This is a genomic window from [Mycobacterium] manitobense (assembly GCF_025821665.1).
In the GTDB taxonomy this organism is placed as follows: Bacteria; Actinomycetota; Actinomycetes; order Mycobacteriales; family Mycobacteriaceae; genus Mycobacterium; species Mycobacterium arseniciresistens.
In genome coordinates this window covers 1-17201 of sequence record NZ_JACKSJ010000157.1, presented here as the reverse complement: position 1 = coordinate 17201, position 17201 = coordinate 1, and the positions used below count along the sequence as shown (strand labels likewise).

General features: G+C 69.0%; 20 protein-coding genes and 1 pseudogene. 10 read left to right on the top strand and 11 right to left on the bottom strand.

The features are described from left to right. Nucleotides 1–407, top strand: a pseudogene (locus H7I41_RS19320) (hypothetical protein); the annotation flags it as partial. 25 nt (nucleotides 408–432) lie between these two features. Then, on the top strand, nucleotides 433–816 hold the full coding sequence (locus H7I41_RS19315) for a hypothetical protein (RefSeq protein ID WP_264014226.1): 384 nt from the start codon (nucleotides 433–435) through the stop codon (nucleotides 814–816). Nucleotides 817–825: 9 nt separating this feature from the next. On the opposite strand, the gene H7I41_RS19310 is transcribed toward H7I41_RS19315, so the two are convergent. Then, nucleotides 826–1437, bottom strand: coding sequence for a class I SAM-dependent methyltransferase (locus H7I41_RS19310; RefSeq protein ID WP_264014225.1), 612 nt, complete (start codon nucleotides 1435–1437; stop codon nucleotides 826–828). Nucleotides 1438–1516: 79 nt separating this feature from the next. Here H7I41_RS19310 and H7I41_RS19305 point away from each other — a divergent pair, with 79 nt between their 5' ends. Next, nucleotides 1517–1963 carry a MerR family transcriptional regulator gene (locus H7I41_RS19305; protein WP_264014224.1) on the top strand — a complete coding sequence of 149 codons (447 nt, stop codon included), beginning with the start codon at nucleotides 1517–1519 and terminating at the stop codon, nucleotides 1961–1963. Here the strand turns inward: H7I41_RS19305 and H7I41_RS19300 are convergent. Beyond that, on the bottom strand, nucleotides 1942–2652 hold the full coding sequence (locus H7I41_RS19300; RefSeq protein WP_443735561.1) for a YwaF family protein: 711 nt from the start codon (nucleotides 2650–2652) through the stop codon (nucleotides 1942–1944). The genes H7I41_RS19305 and H7I41_RS19300 overlap by 22 nt on opposite strands. A gap of 96 nt (nucleotides 2653–2748) precedes the next feature. On the opposite strand from H7I41_RS19300, the gene H7I41_RS19295 reads away from it, so the two are divergent. Beyond that, on the top strand, nucleotides 2749–4353 hold the full coding sequence (locus H7I41_RS19295; protein ID WP_264014222.1) for an SLC13 family permease: 1605 nt from the start codon (nucleotides 2749–2751) through the stop codon (nucleotides 4351–4353). Continuing rightward, nucleotides 4350–5402, top strand: coding sequence for a tartrate dehydrogenase (locus H7I41_RS19290; protein ID WP_264014221.1), 1053 nt, complete (start codon nucleotides 4350–4352; stop codon nucleotides 5400–5402). Before H7I41_RS19295 ends, H7I41_RS19290 begins: the two co-directional genes overlap by 4 nt. 24 nt (nucleotides 5403–5426) lie before the next feature. Here H7I41_RS19290 and H7I41_RS19285 read toward each other — a convergent pair whose 3' ends face one another. The 3 genes from H7I41_RS19285 to H7I41_RS19275 form a co-directional block, all read right to left on the bottom strand. Further along, nucleotides 5427–5990, bottom strand: coding sequence for a phosphate-starvation-inducible PsiE family protein (locus tag H7I41_RS19285; RefSeq protein WP_264014220.1), 564 nt, complete (start codon nucleotides 5988–5990; stop codon nucleotides 5427–5429). Then, nucleotides 5990–6466, bottom strand: coding sequence for a TspO/MBR family protein (locus H7I41_RS19280; RefSeq protein WP_264014219.1), 477 nt, complete (start codon nucleotides 6464–6466; stop codon nucleotides 5990–5992). The genes H7I41_RS19285 and H7I41_RS19280 overlap by 1 nt, the downstream gene beginning before the upstream one ends. 67 nt (nucleotides 6467–6533) lie before the next feature. Beyond that, nucleotides 6534–7940, bottom strand: a complete 1407-nt coding sequence (locus tag H7I41_RS19275; protein WP_264014218.1) for a purine-cytosine permease family protein — start codon at nucleotides 7938–7940, stop codon at nucleotides 6534–6536. 119 nt (nucleotides 7941–8059) lie between these two features. Here H7I41_RS19275 and H7I41_RS19270 point away from each other — a divergent pair, with 119 nt between their 5' ends. Further along, nucleotides 8060–9532, top strand: a complete 1473-nt coding sequence (locus H7I41_RS19270) for an MFS transporter (protein ID WP_264014217.1) — start codon at nucleotides 8060–8062, stop codon at nucleotides 9530–9532. Here the strand turns inward: H7I41_RS19270 and H7I41_RS19265 are convergent. Continuing rightward, nucleotides 9529–9957, bottom strand: coding sequence for a type II toxin-antitoxin system Rv0910 family toxin (locus tag H7I41_RS19265; protein ID WP_264014216.1), 429 nt, complete (start codon nucleotides 9955–9957; stop codon nucleotides 9529–9531). The two genes, H7I41_RS19270 and H7I41_RS19265, sit on opposite strands and share 4 nt — an antisense overlap. Nucleotides 9958–10248: 291 nt before the next feature. Here H7I41_RS19265 and H7I41_RS19260 point away from each other — a divergent pair, with 291 nt between their 5' ends. The 4 genes from H7I41_RS19260 to H7I41_RS19245 are packed head-to-tail and all read left to right on the top strand — an operon-like array spanning nucleotide 10249 to nucleotide 14364. Beyond that, nucleotides 10249–11370 carry an ABC transporter ATP-binding protein gene (locus H7I41_RS19260; RefSeq protein WP_308214641.1) on the top strand — a complete coding sequence of 374 codons (1122 nt, stop codon included), beginning with the start codon at nucleotides 10249–10251 and terminating at the stop codon, nucleotides 11368–11370. A 55-nt stretch (nucleotides 11371–11425) separates the two neighbouring features. Then, on the top strand, nucleotides 11426–12628 hold the full coding sequence (locus tag H7I41_RS19255; protein ID WP_264014215.1) for a polyamine ABC transporter substrate-binding protein: 1203 nt from the start codon (nucleotides 11426–11428) through the stop codon (nucleotides 12626–12628). 3 nt (nucleotides 12629–12631) lie between these two features. After that, nucleotides 12632–13507 (top strand): ABC transporter permease, encoded by an 876-nt coding sequence (locus tag H7I41_RS19250; protein WP_264014214.1) that lies wholly within the window; start codon nucleotides 12632–12634, stop codon nucleotides 13505–13507. Continuing rightward, entirely contained in the window at nucleotides 13504–14364 is an 861-nt protein-coding gene (locus tag H7I41_RS19245) for an ABC transporter permease (protein ID WP_264014213.1), read from the top strand. Before H7I41_RS19250 ends, H7I41_RS19245 begins: the two co-directional genes overlap by 4 nt. Before the next feature lie 12 nt (nucleotides 14365–14376). Here the strand turns inward: H7I41_RS19245 and H7I41_RS19240 are convergent, their stop codons facing one another. From H7I41_RS19240 to H7I41_RS19220, 5 genes are all read right to left on the bottom strand, one after another. Next, a complete protein-coding gene (locus H7I41_RS19240) occupies nucleotides 14377–14730 on the bottom strand; it encodes a hypothetical protein (RefSeq protein WP_264014212.1) in 354 nt (117 codons plus the stop codon). Nucleotides 14731–14764: 34 nt separating this feature from the next. After that, nucleotides 14765–15631: an EamA family transporter gene (locus H7I41_RS19235; RefSeq protein WP_264014211.1), complete on the bottom strand. Its 867-nt coding sequence runs from the start codon at nucleotides 15629–15631 to the stop codon at nucleotides 14765–14767. A gap of 89 nt (nucleotides 15632–15720) precedes the next feature. After that, nucleotides 15721–16176, bottom strand: coding sequence for a Rieske (2Fe-2S) protein (locus tag H7I41_RS19230; RefSeq protein ID WP_264014210.1), 456 nt, complete (start codon nucleotides 16174–16176; stop codon nucleotides 15721–15723). A 42-nt stretch (nucleotides 16177–16218) separates the two neighbouring features. Continuing rightward, nucleotides 16219–16680 (bottom strand): ribose-5-phosphate isomerase, encoded by a 462-nt coding sequence (locus H7I41_RS19225; protein WP_264014227.1) that lies wholly within the window; start codon nucleotides 16678–16680, stop codon nucleotides 16219–16221. Between the two features lie 23 nt (nucleotides 16681–16703). After that, nucleotides 16704–17201 (bottom strand): DAK2 domain-containing protein (locus H7I41_RS19220; RefSeq protein ID WP_264014209.1); only part of this gene is annotated, 498 nt, incomplete at its 5' end.

Sequence of the window (17201 nt, the reverse complement as noted above, 5' to 3'; positions counted from 1 at the left end):
GTCCGGCGCCGACGGCGACGGCGGCGCCGCCGCCCCGCCCCTCGCCCGATCCGCCGTCACGCACGGCGACCGCGTCGGACATCCGCGGATTCACCGAGAGCGGGCCGCGCTGTGACCCGGCCCAGACCGCGCTGGCGATCGGCCGCACTCCGCGGTCGCTGGTGGTGATCTGCACCGCCGCCGCAGGACGACTCGAGTACCTCGGCGTCCGGTTGAGCGACTCTGCGACGCTCCGAACCACTGCCGAGCGCACCGCCGCGCGGGGATTCGTCGCGCGCAACGACGATGTGCGCTACGCCGTCTCACCCACCGAGCTGCTGATCACCGCCGGCAGCACCGTCATCAAGCGCGAACCGATGGTCGAATTCGTGCGCGCCGGCGCCGCCGATGCCCCGGCACCGCGGTGAAGCGCCGAGTGACTACGGTGTGACGGTGCGGACTCTCCTGCTGATCGGCGTGCTCCTGTTCGGGATCGTCGCGGCGCCTTGGATCGCATACGCAGATCCGGACACGGACGGCTCGGTCCCCTTCGTCGACACCCCGCAGATCGTCGACAGCCATCCGTTGCAGGTGGAGTCGTGGACCGTGCAGGACGGCGGCCGCACCCTGCGTCTCCGTTTCACCGCGGGCACCCCTGAGTGCTTCGGCGTGCACGCCACGGTGCTCGAGACCCCCGACACCGTCGAAGTGCGGTTGCGCAGCGGCGCCCGGCCCGAGTCCGTCGCCCGTGCCTGCATCATGATCGCGGTGTCGGGCACCCTCGACGTACCGCTGACCCGGCCGCTGGCGGACCGCGCGGTGCTCACCCCGTACTGAGCCCTCAGTTCACGGACGGAGGCCACGCACCACCCAGACGCCGCGCCGGCCCTGCCCGAGCTCCGTGACGCCGACATCGGTGAATCCCGCAGCCCGGCACAGCGAGGCGAAGGTTTCCGCCTGATCGCCGGTCCAGCCGTGTGAGGCCAACCCGGTGGCGTCGGCGGAGGTTCGGCGCTCGACGGCCAGCAACCGCCCCCCGGGCTGCAGGACGCGGTGGGCTTCGGCGAGCCCGGCGTCGACGTCCTTCCAGTGGTGCACCGTCGCCAACGACCACAGCACCGTCGCCGACGCATCCGGCGCCGGGACCTGCTCGGCGCTCCCCTGCGCCCAGCCGACCGTCCCACCGCCGCGGGTGACGAGCCGGGCCACCCGCAGCATCACCGGCGCCGGGTCGACGCCCGTGGCGCCGGCCCCCCGGCGGGCGGCGGCGCGCACCGCCACTCCCGCCCCGCAACCGATGTCGACGACGCGATCGGCGTTCGACACCTCGGCGAGCTCGACCGCGAGGCGGGCGTTTGGGCGCCCGATCAGCAGCAGGGCGATGGCGAACAGCAGCCCGCCGGGGCCGGCAAAGCCCGGATGGTCCGCGTGATGGTTGACGACGGTGGTTCCGGCCATCCCTGACTCCTTCGGCCACATCGGCGGTGATCTCGAAAAGACCTTGCCGGTTCAAGCCGGGTTGAAGTCAAATGCGGAGATGGAACTGATCCCGATCGGTGATGCGGCGCTGCGGCTGGGAATGCGGACGTCGGCACTGCGCTACTACGACGAGCGCGGACTGGTGTCGCCGTGCGCGCGCAGGGGCGGACGCCGCATGTACGGGCCAGACGAGATGCGGCGGTTGGCCTTCCTCAAACTCGCCAACGGACTGGGTCTGCCCCTGGACACCGCCGCCGCGGTGCTGGACGGCCCCAGTTCCGATTGGCGACAGACGGTCCGCGACCAGATCGACGCCCTCGACCGCGTCATCGCGCAGGCGAAGGGCGCTCAGGTGTTCCTGACCCATGCGCTGCACTGCCCGGCCGACCATCCGGCCCGGGAATGCGCGACGATGGTCGGCACGCTCGACCGCCTGGTCGACGGCCTCAGCGTGGAACAGCTGTCCGCCGAGCAGATGGGTGCTCACCCCGCCGGCGAGGCGTGATCGCGTGCGGCCCGCGTCCACGGCCACGTCATCAGCGCCCACAGCACGAACACGGCGACCGCGCCCACGACGACGTAGAGCGGCCACGGGCCGAGGACGTCGAGCAGGCTGCCGGTGCTCGGCTTGCCGTTCAGGAAGCCGTAATTGCTGCCCGTCAGCCGGTTGAACGCGAACGTGACCACCATCCACGCCGACGTCACCGCCACCGCGATGCGATAGCTGCGCCAGTTCGGGCGAATGCCGCGCCCCCACGTGAGATAGACGGCCCCCCACACGACGACGAGGTGGATGAACCAGAACCCGAGGTACTGGTAGTGCGGAAAGTCCGGCCCGCGCAGGGCCGGTGAGATCAGCGCCTGCACGCTCAGCACCAGGCCCCAGTAGTACATCAGCGCATGCGCGCAGTGTCGCTGGGACCACCAGGCGTACGCCGACACCACGGTGGCGAGATCAGTGAGGTGCAGCGGGACCGACCGCTCGATGCTGGGTGGGAACATCGAATAGACAACCGCCACAGCGTAGATCGCCGCCGTCACTGCTCCGACGACGCGGCCGAACCGGCGGGACTGCGCCGGGCTCTGACGGCGGCCGAGCCGTACCAGCAGCACGGCGCCTGCCACGAACACCGCGATGGCGGCCCAGTGCGAGATCCCGTAGGCGGTGAACTCACCGGATGCGCTCGCCACGATTGGCACGCTATCGCGATTAGTCCTGCGGTGGTTTGGGCACTCCCCTTTCGGTGTGACGTAAGCCACACGTCTTCCAGCTGCCGTCAGGAGAGCGCCATGACCGCCGGGGAACAGGCCAAGAGGACAGACGTCGACAAGGCGCTGATGGGCGGCGCCACCTACCGCAGCCTGGGTGAGCAGCGGCTCTCACCGGGTGAGGAGCGGTTCGAGAAGGGCCGGCGTACCGTCGGTCTCTTCCTCGCACCGGTTGTCGCGATCGCCTTCCTCGCGCTGCCACTGGGCATCCCGCCGCAACAACAGACCTTGGCCGGCGTTCTGCTCGGCGTGATCGTGCTCTGGGTGAGCGAGGCGGTCCCGATCCCCATCGGCGGTCTGCTGGGCGTCGCAGTGGTCGTCTTCATGGGCGTGGCGCCGGCCGACGACGTGCTGGGCCCGTTCGGTTCCTCGACGGTGTTCACCTTCATCGGCGCCTTCATCCTCGCCCAGGCGATGCTCAAACACGGTCTCGCCCGGCGCTTCGCGTTCCGCATCCTCGCACTGCCCCGCGTGGGGCAGTCCACCACCGGGGTGATCGTCGCCTTCGGCGGGATCACCTGTCTGCTCTCGGCATTCGTCTCCAACACCGCCACCGTCGCCATGTTGCTGCCCACCGCGATCGGCATCCTCGGCGTCGTGGCGAAGCTGCTGCAGGTTCAGGGCAAGGTCCCCGAAGACTTCGACCCGCTTCGGCTGAAGGTCGGCGCCGCCGTCATGCTCATGCTGGCGTACGCGGCCAGTGTGGGCGGACTGCTGACACCGGTGGGCAGCCCGCCCAATCTGATCGGCCGCGGCCTCATCGAGGAGGCCACCGGTGAGCGGATCAGCTTCGGCCAGTGGATGGTGATGGCTGCGCCGATCTGCCTGCTGATGTTCGTGGTCCTCGCGTTCGTGCTGATCAAGCTGAACAAGCCGGAGATCAAGCACATCGAGGGCGTCACGGAGTACGTCGACGAACAGCGCGCGGAGATGGGCAAGCTGTCGAGGGCGGAGAAGAACACCCTCATCGCTTTCGGCATCACCGTCTCGCTCTGGATCTTTCCCGGCATCATCGCGCTCATCTTCGGCAACGACTCCGACATCTACACCGCGGTCAGCGACCGGCTCGACGAGGGCACGGTCGCGGTGTTCGGCGCGGCGCTGCTGTTCCTGCTGCCCACCGACTGGGAGAACCGCGAGTTCACGCTGCGGTGGAAGGACGCCGCACAGATCGACTGGGGCACCATCGTATTGTTCGGCACCGGAATCATCTTCGGATCGCTGCTCGCCGACACCGGACTGGCCGAGACCATCGGCACCTCGGTGGCCGACTCCCTCGGGCTGTCCAGCGTCCTGCCGATCACGATCTTCGCGGTGCTGCTGGCGATCGTGGTGTCGGAGACGACGAGCAACACCGCATCGGCCGCAGTCGTGGTGCCGATCATCATCCCGGTGGCGGTGGCCGCGGGTGTGAACCCGTTCGTCCCGGCCCTGGCAGCCACCTTCGCGGCGTCGTTCGGCTTCATGCTCCCGGTGTCCACTCCGCAGAACGCCATCGTCTACGGGTCCGGGGCGGTGCCGATCACGACGATGATCCGCTCCGGCATCACCTTCGACATCGCCGGCGCGATCCTCATCATCGTGTTCCTGCCGCTGCTGGTCGCGATGCTGGGGCTCGGGTCGTGACCGCCCAGAAGATCGCGGTGATCCCTGGCGACGGGATCGGCGGTGAAGTGATCGACTCGGCCCGCGCGGTCCTCGACGCGGTATGCGTCAAACACTCGATCTCACTGTCCTACACCGATTTCGATTGGTCGTGCGAACGCTACGCCAACGAGGGCGCGATGATGCCCGCCGACGGGATCGACACCCTACGCGAGTTCGACGCCATCCTGCTCGGCGCCGTCGGCTGGCCGGGCGTCCCCGACCACGTCTCGCTGTGGGGTCTGCTCATCCCCATCCGGCGGGCCTTCCGCCAGTACGTGAACCTGCGGCCGATCCGGGTGTTCGACGGCGTGCGGAGTCCGCTGCGCGACGCCGACGGGGTGGACTTCGTCGTGGTCCGCGAGAACGTCGAGGGTGAGTACAGCGAGATCGGCGGCCGGATGAACCGCGGCTTCCCCGACGAGATGGCGGTGCAGGAGTCGGTGTTTACCCGCGTCGGCATCACCCGGATCGCGGACTATGCACTGGAACTCGCCGCGACCCGGCGCAAACGCCTCACCTCGGCGACCAAGTCGAACGGCATCGTGCACACGCTGCCGTTCTGGGACGAGGTCGTCGCCGAACGCAGTGCCCGCCATCCCGACATCGAGGTGGTCAGTGAGCACATCGACGCGCTGGCAGCGAAATTCGTGTTGGACCCGCGGCGCTTCGACGTGGTGGTGGCATCGAATCTGTTCGGTGACATCCTGTCCGACCTCGCGGCCGGGGTCGCCGGGTCGATCGGTATCGCGCCGTCGGCAAACCTCGATCCGACCAAGCAGTACCCGTCGATGTTCGAACCGGTGCACGGCTCGGCGCCCGACATCGCCGGACGCGGAGTGGCCAATCCCGTCGGCGCGGTCTGGTCGGCCGCCATGATGCTCGACCACCTCGGCCACCCGGCGGCCGCCGCGGACATCGTCACCGCGATGGCGGCCACCCTCGCCGAGCCGCACACGCGCACCGGCGACCTCGGCGGCAGCGCGTCTACCCGCGAGGTGACCGACGCATTGGTGGACGCCGTGCGCTGAGGCCAGAAACGGGGCGCGCGGAGCCTATTTGGACTCCGCGTCGTCCTCTTCTTCGGCTTCCTCCTCGGCGACCTGCTTCCCGGCGTCCTCGGTGTCACGCCGGCGCTCCCGCAGCACGAAGGCGGCCACCGCGAGGGCCAGCACCACGCCGGCGAGCACCCCGATCTCCACCACGGCGCGGGCGAACACCGGGCCCTGGTCGAGCAGTTTCGCCGCCTCCACGGACAGCACCACGATCTCCTTGATGCCGGCGAGGATGCCGACGATCAGGAACGGTTCGGCGACGATCTCATGAGATCGCAGACACGACCGCACCGCATAGAGCAGTTCGACGAAGATGAAGATCAGCAGCAGGCCGTCGAGCACCTCGAGCATGACCGTCGAGGCGGGCGAGTTGCGCAGCCGCAGCATCGTGTTGAACTGGGCGACCAGCAGGGCGCCCGAGCCGATCACCAGGACGACGGCGATCGCCCAGTAGATGGTGTCCTCCATGACGCCGAGGGCACGGTCGGCGAACCGCTGCCGGTCGTCTTCTTTCTCTTCGTTCTTGGCGTCTTTGGCGTCCTTGGCGTCTCTCGTCTTCGCCATCAGCGGTTCAGCCGCCAGATGCTGGTGGACAACGCAGTGGCGAACGCGCACCACAGCGGATAGGGCGCCAGCACCGCCGCGCCAGGTCCGCGCGCCTCGATCGCACGCCGGGTCAGGTCGGCACTGCTCGCCGTCAGCGCCGCCGCGGCCACCGCCGACGCCCCGAGCCGGTGCTGGTTGAAGAACAGCCACGTCCAGCCGCCGTTGAGGACGAGATTCGCCGCCAGCGCGACGCGGTAGGCGCGCGCCTTCTCGGGCGCGGTTCCGTCGAGCTCGTCGAGGGTGCCCGCGGACACCGCGGCGATGTCGGCGTACAGAATGGGCCAGACGATCGGAAAGGCTTGCCGCGGTGGCTGAAAACTCGGCTTCTTCAGCATCGCGTACCACGCCGACTTGGCCGGCCGGCTCGCCAGACCTCCCACTGCCGCGGTGGCGAAGACTGCTCCGGCCGTCTTGGCCAGGGTGGCTGCCCGCATGGGGACCCCTTTCGTCGGATGAGCGATACCCGAATCGCGACCGGGCGAATCTCCGCCGCTCCCAGAGTCAGCCGACCGCGGCACCACGCACGCGTCGCCGCGTGGCCAATCGATAGCCGCCGTAGAGCACCGCGGCCACCGCGAGGTTGACGAAGTAGGCGATGTCGGCGCCGTGCCAGGCCCGTGCCACGAACCCCTCGATGAGGGTGGTGTGCATGAACGGCATCGCGGCGAGGTAGGCCACCACGAACGCGCCGAGTGCCACCGCCGCGTCGCGCGGGTCGGTGTGCTCGGCAGCGGGATCGATGGTGTCCCGCCCGGCGCTGCGCAGCCGCCAGTCGATCACGACCACGGCGACGAACGCCGGGATCCAGTAACTCACCAGCAGCAGTACGTCGGTGAACCTCGTCGCGGTGTCGGCGGCGTGCAGCCACAGGATGAGCAGGAACGCCAACGCCGTGATGATGACCGCCGACACCGGCCTGCGGACCCGGACGCCGACCGTCTGCAACGCCAGCGAGCCGCTGTAGTCGTTCATCACCCCGGAGCCCACCGAGGCCAGCGCGATGACCACCAGCGCCAGGCCGCCGACGACGCCGCCGCCCATCACCGAGCGCACCCCTTCGGCGGTCTGGTCGGCGAGCAGGTCGGCGGCGGCGATGCCGATCGCCTGAACGAAGATGTAGGCCAACACGACCCCGCCGAACGTGTATCCGAAGACCTGAGCACGCCGTGAGTTCGCGGGCAGGTAGCGGCTGAAGTCGGCGGCATAGCTGGCCCAGGAGATCGCGAGGCTGAACGCGATCGTCACCTCGAGGACGAACGCCCCGACCAGGTCGGGGCCCGTCACGGTGGCGGCGGTGATCACGTCGTGGCTGCTGACGACCTTGATGGCGAACACCAGGAAGGTGGCGAACAGCACGACGGTCAGCACGGCCTGCAGCCGGTGGATCAGCTCGTAACCGAAGAACCCCACGACGCCCTGCACGCCCAGCACGATCAGCACGGCGACCCAGAACGGGATGCCGAGCAGGGCCGCGAGGGCCTCGCCGCCGAACAGTCCCACCAGCGCGTCCCACGCGATCGACGATCCCCACTGCAGCACGCCCGGCAGCACCACCCCACCGCCGAAGGCCATCCGGGAATGCGGCAGCTGTCCGGTGCCGGTGCGCGGCCCCCAGGTCGAAAGGTACGCAACCACAAGCGAACCCAGAACGGTGCCGATGACCATCGCCAGCATTCCCAGCCAGAAGCCGAGGCCGAGCACGATGGCCAGCGTGCCGGTGAACACCCCGCTCATGGTGACCTGCGGCGCGAACCACACCGTGAACAGCCGGGACGGCTTGCCGTACCGCTGGTCGGTCGGGATGGGCGCGATGCCGTGGGTCTCCACGGACATGTCACCCACCCCCGAGGGTCGGTGACCTGTGAAGGTCGCCGCGGTCAGCGCATTCGACGTCGGGCCGGAAGTCATGCGTTCATTCGACCACGGTCCGTCGCTCCCGCCCCGGGCCACCTCGCCGCCGCGTCGGGCGCGGCGAAGGCTAGCGTCAGGGGAACTGACAACGAAGGCGAGCTAACGATCGGAGTGGTGTGGTCGAGACCGACGCGAACCGGTCGACGCCCGCCTTTCCGCCGGTGCGGCGGCCCGGCCTGCTGGTCGCCGGGTTGAGCGTGGTGGTGCTCACGGTCGCCGTGCTGCAGACGGCGGTGGTCCCGGTACTGGGCGTCATCGCCACGCAGCTGTCCGTGTCCGGTGTCGCCGTCAGCTGGGCGGTCACCGCCAACCTTCTCGCCGCCATCGCCCTGACCCCGCTGATCGGCCGGCTTGCGGACCTGTACAGCAAGAAGCGCGTCCTGCTCACCGTCCTGGCGGTGGTCCTGGTCGGCAGTGTCCTCGCGGCCACCACCTCGTCGCTCGCCATGCTGATCGTGGGTCGCGTCCTGCAGGGTGCGTCGTACGCGCTCTACCCGATCGGGGTGGCGGTCCTGCGCGAGGAGTTGCCGCGCGAGCGCCTGGTCGGCGCGATGACGGTGATGTCGGGAACGCTCGGATTCGGCGGCGGGGCGGGTCTGGTGGTCACCGGCCTGCTGATGGCCGACGGCGCCGGCTATCAGCGGGTGTTCTGGTTGACCACCGCATTCACCGTCGTGGTGATCGGCGTCGTGCTGGCGGTGGTGCCGTCCCGGACGCGCGCGTCGTCCGGGTCGATCGACTGGCTGGGGGCGGCGGGTCTGGCGGCGGGCCTTTCGGCGGTGCTGCTCGCAGTCACCCAGGGCAACAGCTGGGGATGGGCGTCGCCGCGCACGATCGGCACCGCGGTGACGGGAGTCGTCGTGCTGGTGGCCTGGTGGTGGTGGGAGCGGCGCGCTGCGCGGCCGCTCGTGTCGACCCGGATGCTCGCCCGCCGGCCGATCCTGCTCACCAACCTGGCCACCGTCTTCGTCGGTATGGGCCTGTACTTCGCGTTTCTCGGGCTGACGCAGTTCGTGCAGACGCCGAGCGCGGCCGGTTACGGCTTCGGCGCCGATGTGCTCGAGGCGAGCGTGGTGTACCTGCTGCCGGGTGCGGTGACGGGATTCGCCGTCGCACTCATCAGCGGGCGGTTCATCGAGCGGTTCGGCGCGCGCCGGGTACTCGTGGCGGCCGCACTCGCAGGCATCGCCGGGTTCGTCATGCTGGCGGTCGCTCACGGCCGCCCATGGCAGGTGATCGTCGCCGGCATCCTGGCCAACGCCTACATCAGTCTCGGCTACGGGGCGCTGCCCGCGCTGATCGTCGGCGACGTCGACGCGGGCGAGACCGGGGTGGCGACCGGCATGAACGCCATCGCCCGCACCATCGGCAGTTCGGCGGCGGCCGCGGTGGTCGCGGTGCTGCTGTCGCACACCCAGCCCGGCACCGGGCTACCGGTGGAAGCCGGCTTCGTGACGATCTTCTGGGCGGGCGCGGTGACGGCCGCGCTCGCGATGGTGCTCATCGCGCTGTCGCGGTCCCGGGAACGCGGTGTCGACACCGAGGAGGCGCGCTACGAGACGCGGGCGATGAACCACGAGTGGGGTTAGCGCAGCGCCGCGAGGTTCGACACCGACTTCTGCACGTCGGATTCGATGACCTTGGCGACGAGATTGCCCACCCTGGTGTTCAGCAGGCCGCCGGAGAGGTCGGCGATCACCCGGAACTTCGAGCCGTCGCCCTCCTCCTCCACGTGCAGCGACAGTGCGATGCAGACCCCGGGCCTGCCGGTGCCGACGAGCTCGATGTCCTTGGGCTCGTCGTAGCGGGTGACCCGCCAGTGGATGGTGTTGCGGAAGCCCTTGACCTTGATCAAGGACGACACACAGGTGCCGACCTCGATCTCGTCGGGCACGTGACTGCGCCAGCCGGCGAAGATCGTCAGCCACTCGTCGAAGCGGCGCAGATTGGACGCCAGCTCCCATGCGTCCTCCGGGCTCAGGTCCGAGGAAACCGCGACGTCAACCGATGCCATGCCACCTCACTACCCGATGAAGTGCGAATGGTAAACGGACTCCGGTTCCCGGACACCCCGATCCGACACCCCGTTCCACGCGGAATCTCTCGATGTCACCCGGCATAACGAAGGATTCCATTGTCGGAATGTTAAATCGTTGCGGAATCGCTTGCGAAGGTCGCCGGTATCGGCCATGTTTATAAGGCTGCGGGGGGCTGCATCGAGGAGGACTGCGTTCTGACCGGCACACACACCACCGCCGTCGACAACATCACCGGCACCCCGGGCGGATCCGCCGCAACCGGCCCGGTGATCGAGATCGACCACGTCACGAAGCGCTTCGCCGATTACGTGGCGGTGGCCGATGCCGACTTCTCGATCGGCTCGGGAGAGTTCTTCTCCATGCTCGGGCCGTCGGGCTGCGGCAAGACCACCACGCTGCGCATGATCGCCGGGTTCGAGACCCCCACGTCGGGTGCCATCCGCCTCGAGGGCGCCGACGTGTCCCGGGTCCCCCCGCACAAACGCAACGTCAACACGGTCTTCCAGCACTACGCGCTGTTCCCGCACATGTCGGTGTGGGACAACGTGGCCTACGGTCCGCGCAGCAGGAAGAAGGAAAAGGCGGAGATCAAGCGTCGCGTCGACGAACTGCTCGAGATCGTCCGGCTGACCGACTTCGCCACCCGCAGGCCGGGTCAGCTCTCCGGCGGCCAGCAGCAGCGGGTGGCGCTGGCGCGGGCACTGGTCAACTACCCGAGCGCACTGCTGCTCGACGAACCGCTCGGCGCGCTCGACCTCAAGTTGCGTCAGATCATGCAGTTCGAGCTCAAGCGGATCCAGCGCGAGGTCGGCATCACGTTCATCTACGTGACGCACGACCAGGAGGAGGCGCTGACCATGAGCGACCGGATCGCGGTGATGAACGCGGGCAACGTGGAGCAGATCGGCACGCCGAACGAGATCTACGAGCGGCCCGCCACCGTGTTCGTCGCGAGCTTCATCGGCCAGGCGAATCTCTGGCCCGGACGCCAGACCGGCCGGAGCAACGGTGGCCTGGTCGACGTCGAGGTCCTCGGCACGACACTGCGGGCCCGTCCCGGCGAGACCACCATCGAGGCCGGCGGCCACGCGACGCTGATGATCCGTCCCGAGCGGGTCAGGGTCGCAATGGAACAGCCCTCCGCGGAGTTCGCGGCCGTCCGCGCGAAGGTCAGGGACCTGACCTTTCAGGGACCGGTGGTGCGGCTCTCGCTGGCCGCCGCCGACGAGTCCGCCATCGTCGCGCACGTCGGGCCCGAGCAGGAACTGCCGCTGCTGCGCCCCGGCGACGAGGTCTTCGCCTACTGGTCGCCGGAAGCCTCGCTCGTGCTGCCCGCCGCGGACATCCCCACCACGGAGGACCTGGAGGAGATGCTCGACGATTCCTGATCGTCTCGGCATCGGCGTCCGCTCCCCCACACCCATCACGAAAGGCACACCCGCCATGCGCTCCAAGAACTCCGCCGACATCGACCCCGCGCTGCTCGCCCGGCTGACCGCCGCCAGGACGTCCCGCCGTCGCTTCATCGGCGGCGGCGCTGCCGCGGCGGCGGCCCTGGCACTGGGCCCCACCGTGCTGGCGGCCTGCGGCTCCGACAGCGGCAGCGGTTCGTCGTCGCCGACCGCCACCGATGACGGTGCGCCGGCCAGCGGCAATCTGCGGATCTCCAACTGGCCGCTGTACATGGCCGACGGCTTCATCGCCGCCTTCCAGACCGCCACCGGCCTGACCGTCGACTACAAAGAGGACTACAACGACAACGAGGAGTGGTTCGCCAAGGCCAAGGAGCCGCTGTCGCGCGGACAGGACATCGGCGCCGACCTCGTGGTGCCGACGCAGTTCATGGCGGCGCGGCTCAACTCGCTCGGCTGGCTCAACGAGATCAGCGAATCCCGGTGGACCAACAAGAAGAACCTGCTGCCCGAACTGATGGACTCGCCCGCCGATTCGGGACGCAAGTTCAGTGCGCCGTACATGTCCTACATGGTGGGCCTGGCCTACAACCGGGCCGCCACCGGCCGCGACATCACCAAGGTCGACGACCTGTGGGACCCCGCGTTCAAGGGCAAGGTCAGCCTGTTCTCCGACACCCAGGACGGGCTCGGGATGATCATGCAGGCGCAGGGCAACTCGCCGGAGAACGCGGACTCCAAGACCGTTCAGCAGGCGGTGGACCTGATCCGTGAGCAGAAGGACCGCGGCCAGATCCGCCGGTTCACCGGCAACGACTACTCCGACGACCTCGCGGCCGGCAATCTCGTCATCGCACAGGCCTATTCGGGCGACGTCGTGCAGCTGCAGAAGGACAATCCCGACCTGCAGTTCATCGTGCCCGAATCCGGCGGCCTGACGTCGATCGACACCATGGTCATCCCGAACTCGACCAAGAACAAGACCGCCGCCGAGGAGTGGATCAACTACGTCTACGACCGCGCGAACTACGCGAAGCTGATCGCCTTCACCCAGTACGTGCCGGTGCTGTCGGACATGGACGCCGAACTCGACAAACTCGACCCGACGCTGGCGAAGAACGAGCTGATCAACCCGCCGCAGGCCACCCGCGACAAGCTGGCAACCTGGCCCGCGTTGACCGACGAACAGACCCAGGAGTTCAACGCCGCCTACGCCGCGGTCACCGGCGCCTGACCGATGGCAGGCACCGCCACCAGCAGTCGCAGGCGCAGCAGGATCGCGCCCTATCTGATGATCCTGCCCGCACTGGCATACCTGGCAGTCTTCTTCGTCGTGCCGCTGGTCTCGCTGGCGCGCACGTCGCTGTCGTCGTCGGGCGGGTCGGTATACCTCCCGACGCTGACGTTCTCGTGGGAGTTCGGCAATTACGCCGACGCGTTCAGTCGCTACCACGACCAGATCCTGCGGTCGTTCGGATACGCGCTGACCGCGACGGTGGTGTGTCTGCTGCTGGCGTTCCCGCTGGCGTACGTGATCGCCTTCAAGGCGGGCCGGTTCAAGAACCTGATCCTGGGTCTGGTGATCCTGCCGTTCTTCGTCACCTTTCTGATCCGCACCATCGCGTGGAAGACCATCCTGGCCGACGACGGCTGGGTGGTCTCCGCCCTGGGCACCGTCGGGCTGCTGCCCGGTGACGGCCGGCTGCTGTCCACCAGCTGGGCGGTGATCGGCGGGCTGATCTACAACTGGATCATCTTCATGATCCTGCCGCTCTACGTCAGCCTGGAGAAGATCGACCCGCGCTTGGTCGAGGCGTCCAAGGACCTGTACTCGTCGAACACCCGCAGCTTCACCAAAGTGATCCTGCCGCTGGCCCTGCCGGGCGTGCTGGCGGGCAGTCTGCTCGTGTTCATTCCCGCCGCAGGCGATTTCATCAACGCCGAGTATCTCGGCAGCACCCAGACCACAATGATCGGCAACGTGATCCAGCAACAGTTCCTGGTGGTCAAGGACTACCCGGCCGCGGCGGCACTCAGCCTGGTGCTGATGGCGATCATCCTCGCCGGTGTGCTGCTGTACACGCGTGCGCTCGGCACGGAGGACCTGGTATGACGACGCAGGCGGGCGCCGCGGTGGCTGCCGCGGCCCAGGAGGCCGGGCAACCGGCCAAGACGATCAAGGGCAGCCCGCGATGGGGTGACTGGGCCCTGCGGATCGTGGCCGGCCTGGTCCTGCTCTACCTGTTCATCCCGATCTTCGTGATCGTGCTGTTCTCGTTCAACGATCCGAAGGGCAAGTTCAACTACAGCTGGCAGGGGTTCACGCTCGACAACTGGCTCGATCCGTTCAGGTATCCGGCGCTCACCGAGGCGATGAAGCTGAGCCTGAGTGTGGCCGGAGTGTCGACGGCGGTCGCGCTGGTGCTGGGCACGCTGGTGGCGATCGCGCTGGTGCGCCAGCGATTCCGCGGTCAGCGGGCGGTCGACACGTTCCTGATCCTGCCGCTGACGGCGCCCGAGGTGGTGATGGGTGCGTCGCTGCTGGTGCTGTTCCTCGACCTGGGCTGGGCGACGGGTTATGTCACGATCCTGTTGGCGCACATCGCGTTCGAGGTCAGCTTCATCGCGATGACGGTGCGGGCCAGGATGCGCGGGTTCGACTGGACCCTGGAGGACGCGTCGATGGATCTGGGTGCGGGTCCGGCCAGGACGTTCTTCAAAGTGACCCTGCCGCTCATCGTTCCGGGCATCATCGCCGCGGCGATGCTGTCGTTCGCGCTGTCGCTCGACGACTTCATCATCACCTACTTCGTGAGTGGCTCGTCGGTCACCTACCCGCTGTATGTGAACGCCGCCGTGAAGGCCGCGGTGCCGCCGCAGATCAACGTGCTGGCCACCGCGATCCTGGTGGTCAGCCTGATCCTGCTCGGCGTGGGAACGCTGTACCGGCGCAAGCGGATCGACGGCTGAGGGCTTCTGCGCTCAGCGGTCGAGCGTCACCGTCACCGAGACCTCGCCGCGGTCGTCGCGGTGCGCCACGGCGTGACCCGTGCGATCGCGGCCCTCGAAGTCGAGCAGGGTGATCGGCGCACCGCCGCCGAGGAAGTTGCGCCACCAGTTCTTCTTGTCAGGCGCGACGACGCCGATGAGGATCGTCTCGCCGCGGCGGCGGTAGCCCACCGGCGTCTCGAACGTGGCGCCCGAACGCCTTCCCACAAAGCGGATCACCACCAGGCCGCGGCCGACCAGGCGGCCGACGACGGGCAGGTTCAGCAGCCCGGTCACACCGGCGTTCACGACACCCACGACCGGTGAATTGAACATCCCTCGCGCCATCGCCACCTCCCTGATGCTCCGACGAGCGTAGCGCTCAGCCGACCTCGGCGGGGACCGGCGCCGGCCGGCTCCCGGCACGCGCGGCGCCGATGCCCGCCGCCACCACGAAACAGATGCCGACCGCCGCCGAGACACCGGGGATCTGGTGTAGCACCACCAAACCGATGATCAGCGCGAACGCCGGTTCCAGGCTCATCAGCGTGCCGAAGGCGGCCGTGGTGAGCCGGCGCAGCGCCAGCAGCTCCAGCGCGAACGGGACCACCGGCAGCAGGACGGCCAGCCCGAGGCCGATCAGCAGGAGTTGCGGTGTGAGCCGGTCGAAGACGTCGGGACCCACCACCGCGGTCGCGACCAGCGCCGCCACCGGCATCGACACCGAGAGACCGCCGATCCCGGCGACCTGGTCACCCACCCGCTGGGTCAGCAGGATGTAGCCCGCCCAGCAGCACGCGGCGGCCAGTGCGTACATCACGCCGACCGGGTCGACCGTGCCCGACCACGGCTCGGTCATCAACAGCACCCCGGCGGCGGCCGAGGCCGGCCACACGATGCGCCCGAGGCCGCGGCCGTGGGCGATCGCCACGGCGAGGGGGCCGAGGAACTCCAGTGCGCTGGCCGTTCCCATCGGGATCCGGTCCAGGGCGGCCATGAACAACAGAGTGACTCCTGCAATGACGACGCCGAGGCCGACACAGGTGGCGAATGTCCGGCGGGTGAACCGCGCGGCGCGTGGCCGCAGCACGAGAAGGAACAGCAGGCCGGCCCAGGCCAGCCGCAGCCAGGCGGCGCCGTCGGCGCCGATCCGGTCGATCAGCGCGACCGAGACCGCGACGCCGAGTTGCACCGACAGCATGGCCGCCACGGCCATGAACGCCCCGGTGCGGACGTGACTGCTGGACATGCCTGAATTGAACGGGACCCGGACCGTTCGCGTCCAGGCGATTTCGACGGACACACCGTTCAGCTTTTGCGAACGATCACCGCCCGCGGTCAGTTGACGAGGTGAATCGCCCCGTCCTGCAGCCGGACCGGGAACGTCCGCAATCCGAACCGGCTGCCGAACAACCGGAACATCGCCGAGTACGGACGGAACCCGAAGATCCGGCCCTTCGGCCCCTCCACCATCCGGCCGTTCGTGACGTCGTAGCGCGCGCGGTGCCACGGACACTCCAGACAGCCCGACGCGGTGACGCTGCCGCGGCCCATGCGGGCGTACTGGTGGCGGCAGACGTTGCCGACGGCGAACGGCTCTCCCCCGGGCGTGACGCCGACCGCCAGCACGCCGTGCCGCTCGGTCCTCACCTCCCGGACACCGCGCTCGTCGAGCTGGTCGACGCGGATGAGCAGGTCACCCTGCGCCACCGCGGGATTGTCGTGGGTGATCGGCGGCAGCACACTGCCGGTGTCGACGCCGCGCTCGTGCGGGTCGTTGCGTAGGCGGACCATGCCCTAACGGTGCCCGGGATGCGGCCGGTCAAACGCGTGCAGTCAGGACGACTGCGACGTCGGTTCGTATCCGCAGATGGCCTCGACCTTGTCGGCCGATGCGCTGGCGGGGTCGAACTCGTAGCCCAGCCACTCGCGCGCCAGCCGCCGGGCGAGCTCCAGGCCCACCACGCGCTGTCCGAAGCAGAGCACCTGGGCGTTGTTGGACAGCACCGATCGCTCGACGGAGAAGCTGTCATGGGCGGTGACAGCGCGGATGCCGGGCACCTTGTTGGCGCTGATCGCCACGCCGAGGCCGGTGCCGCACACCAGCAGCGCGCGGTCGGCCTTGCCCTCGGCCACCAGACGCGCGGCGGCGACCGCGATGTGCGGGTAGGCGGTGTTCTCGTCCGTGCCCACGCCGACGTCGGTGACCTCGGCGACGCGGTCGTCTGCCCTCAGGTCGCCCTTGAGGGCCTCCTTGTACTCGTAGCCTGCGTCGTCGGAACCCACGACGATGCGCAGTCGGTCGGTCGTCTGTCGGTCGGTCACTGCTTGTCTCCTCCTGCGGTCAGCGTGAAACAGCCCGCGACGGTGCGTGCGCACATCGCCAGCGACGTGGCGCCGGCGTCGGGGGTGCCGACGCTGCGCTCGGCCAGCGGTCGGGCGCGGCCGACCTTTGGCCGCATCTCGGCGGTCGCGCGGGCCGCCTCCGTCGCGGTCTCGGCGGCCGATGTCCAGGCCTGTTGCCAGGATTCGCCGTCGGCGGTCCTGCGCTCGAGTTCCTCGACGAACGGCAGCAGCGCGTCGAGCATGGTCTTGTCACCGGGCGCCGCTCCGCCCAGTTGGATCAACGCGTCATAGCCGTCGCGCATGCCCGCGGCCACGGTGGCGGAGTCCGGGCGGCCGGTGTCGCCGAGACGTGCCCCGAGGGCGCTGAGCAGCGCACCCCACAGCACGCCGGACGTGCCGCCGGCCTTGGCCGCCCACTCCCTGCCGGCTGCGCTCAGCACGGCGCCCTGGCCGGCACCGGCGTCGACGGCGCG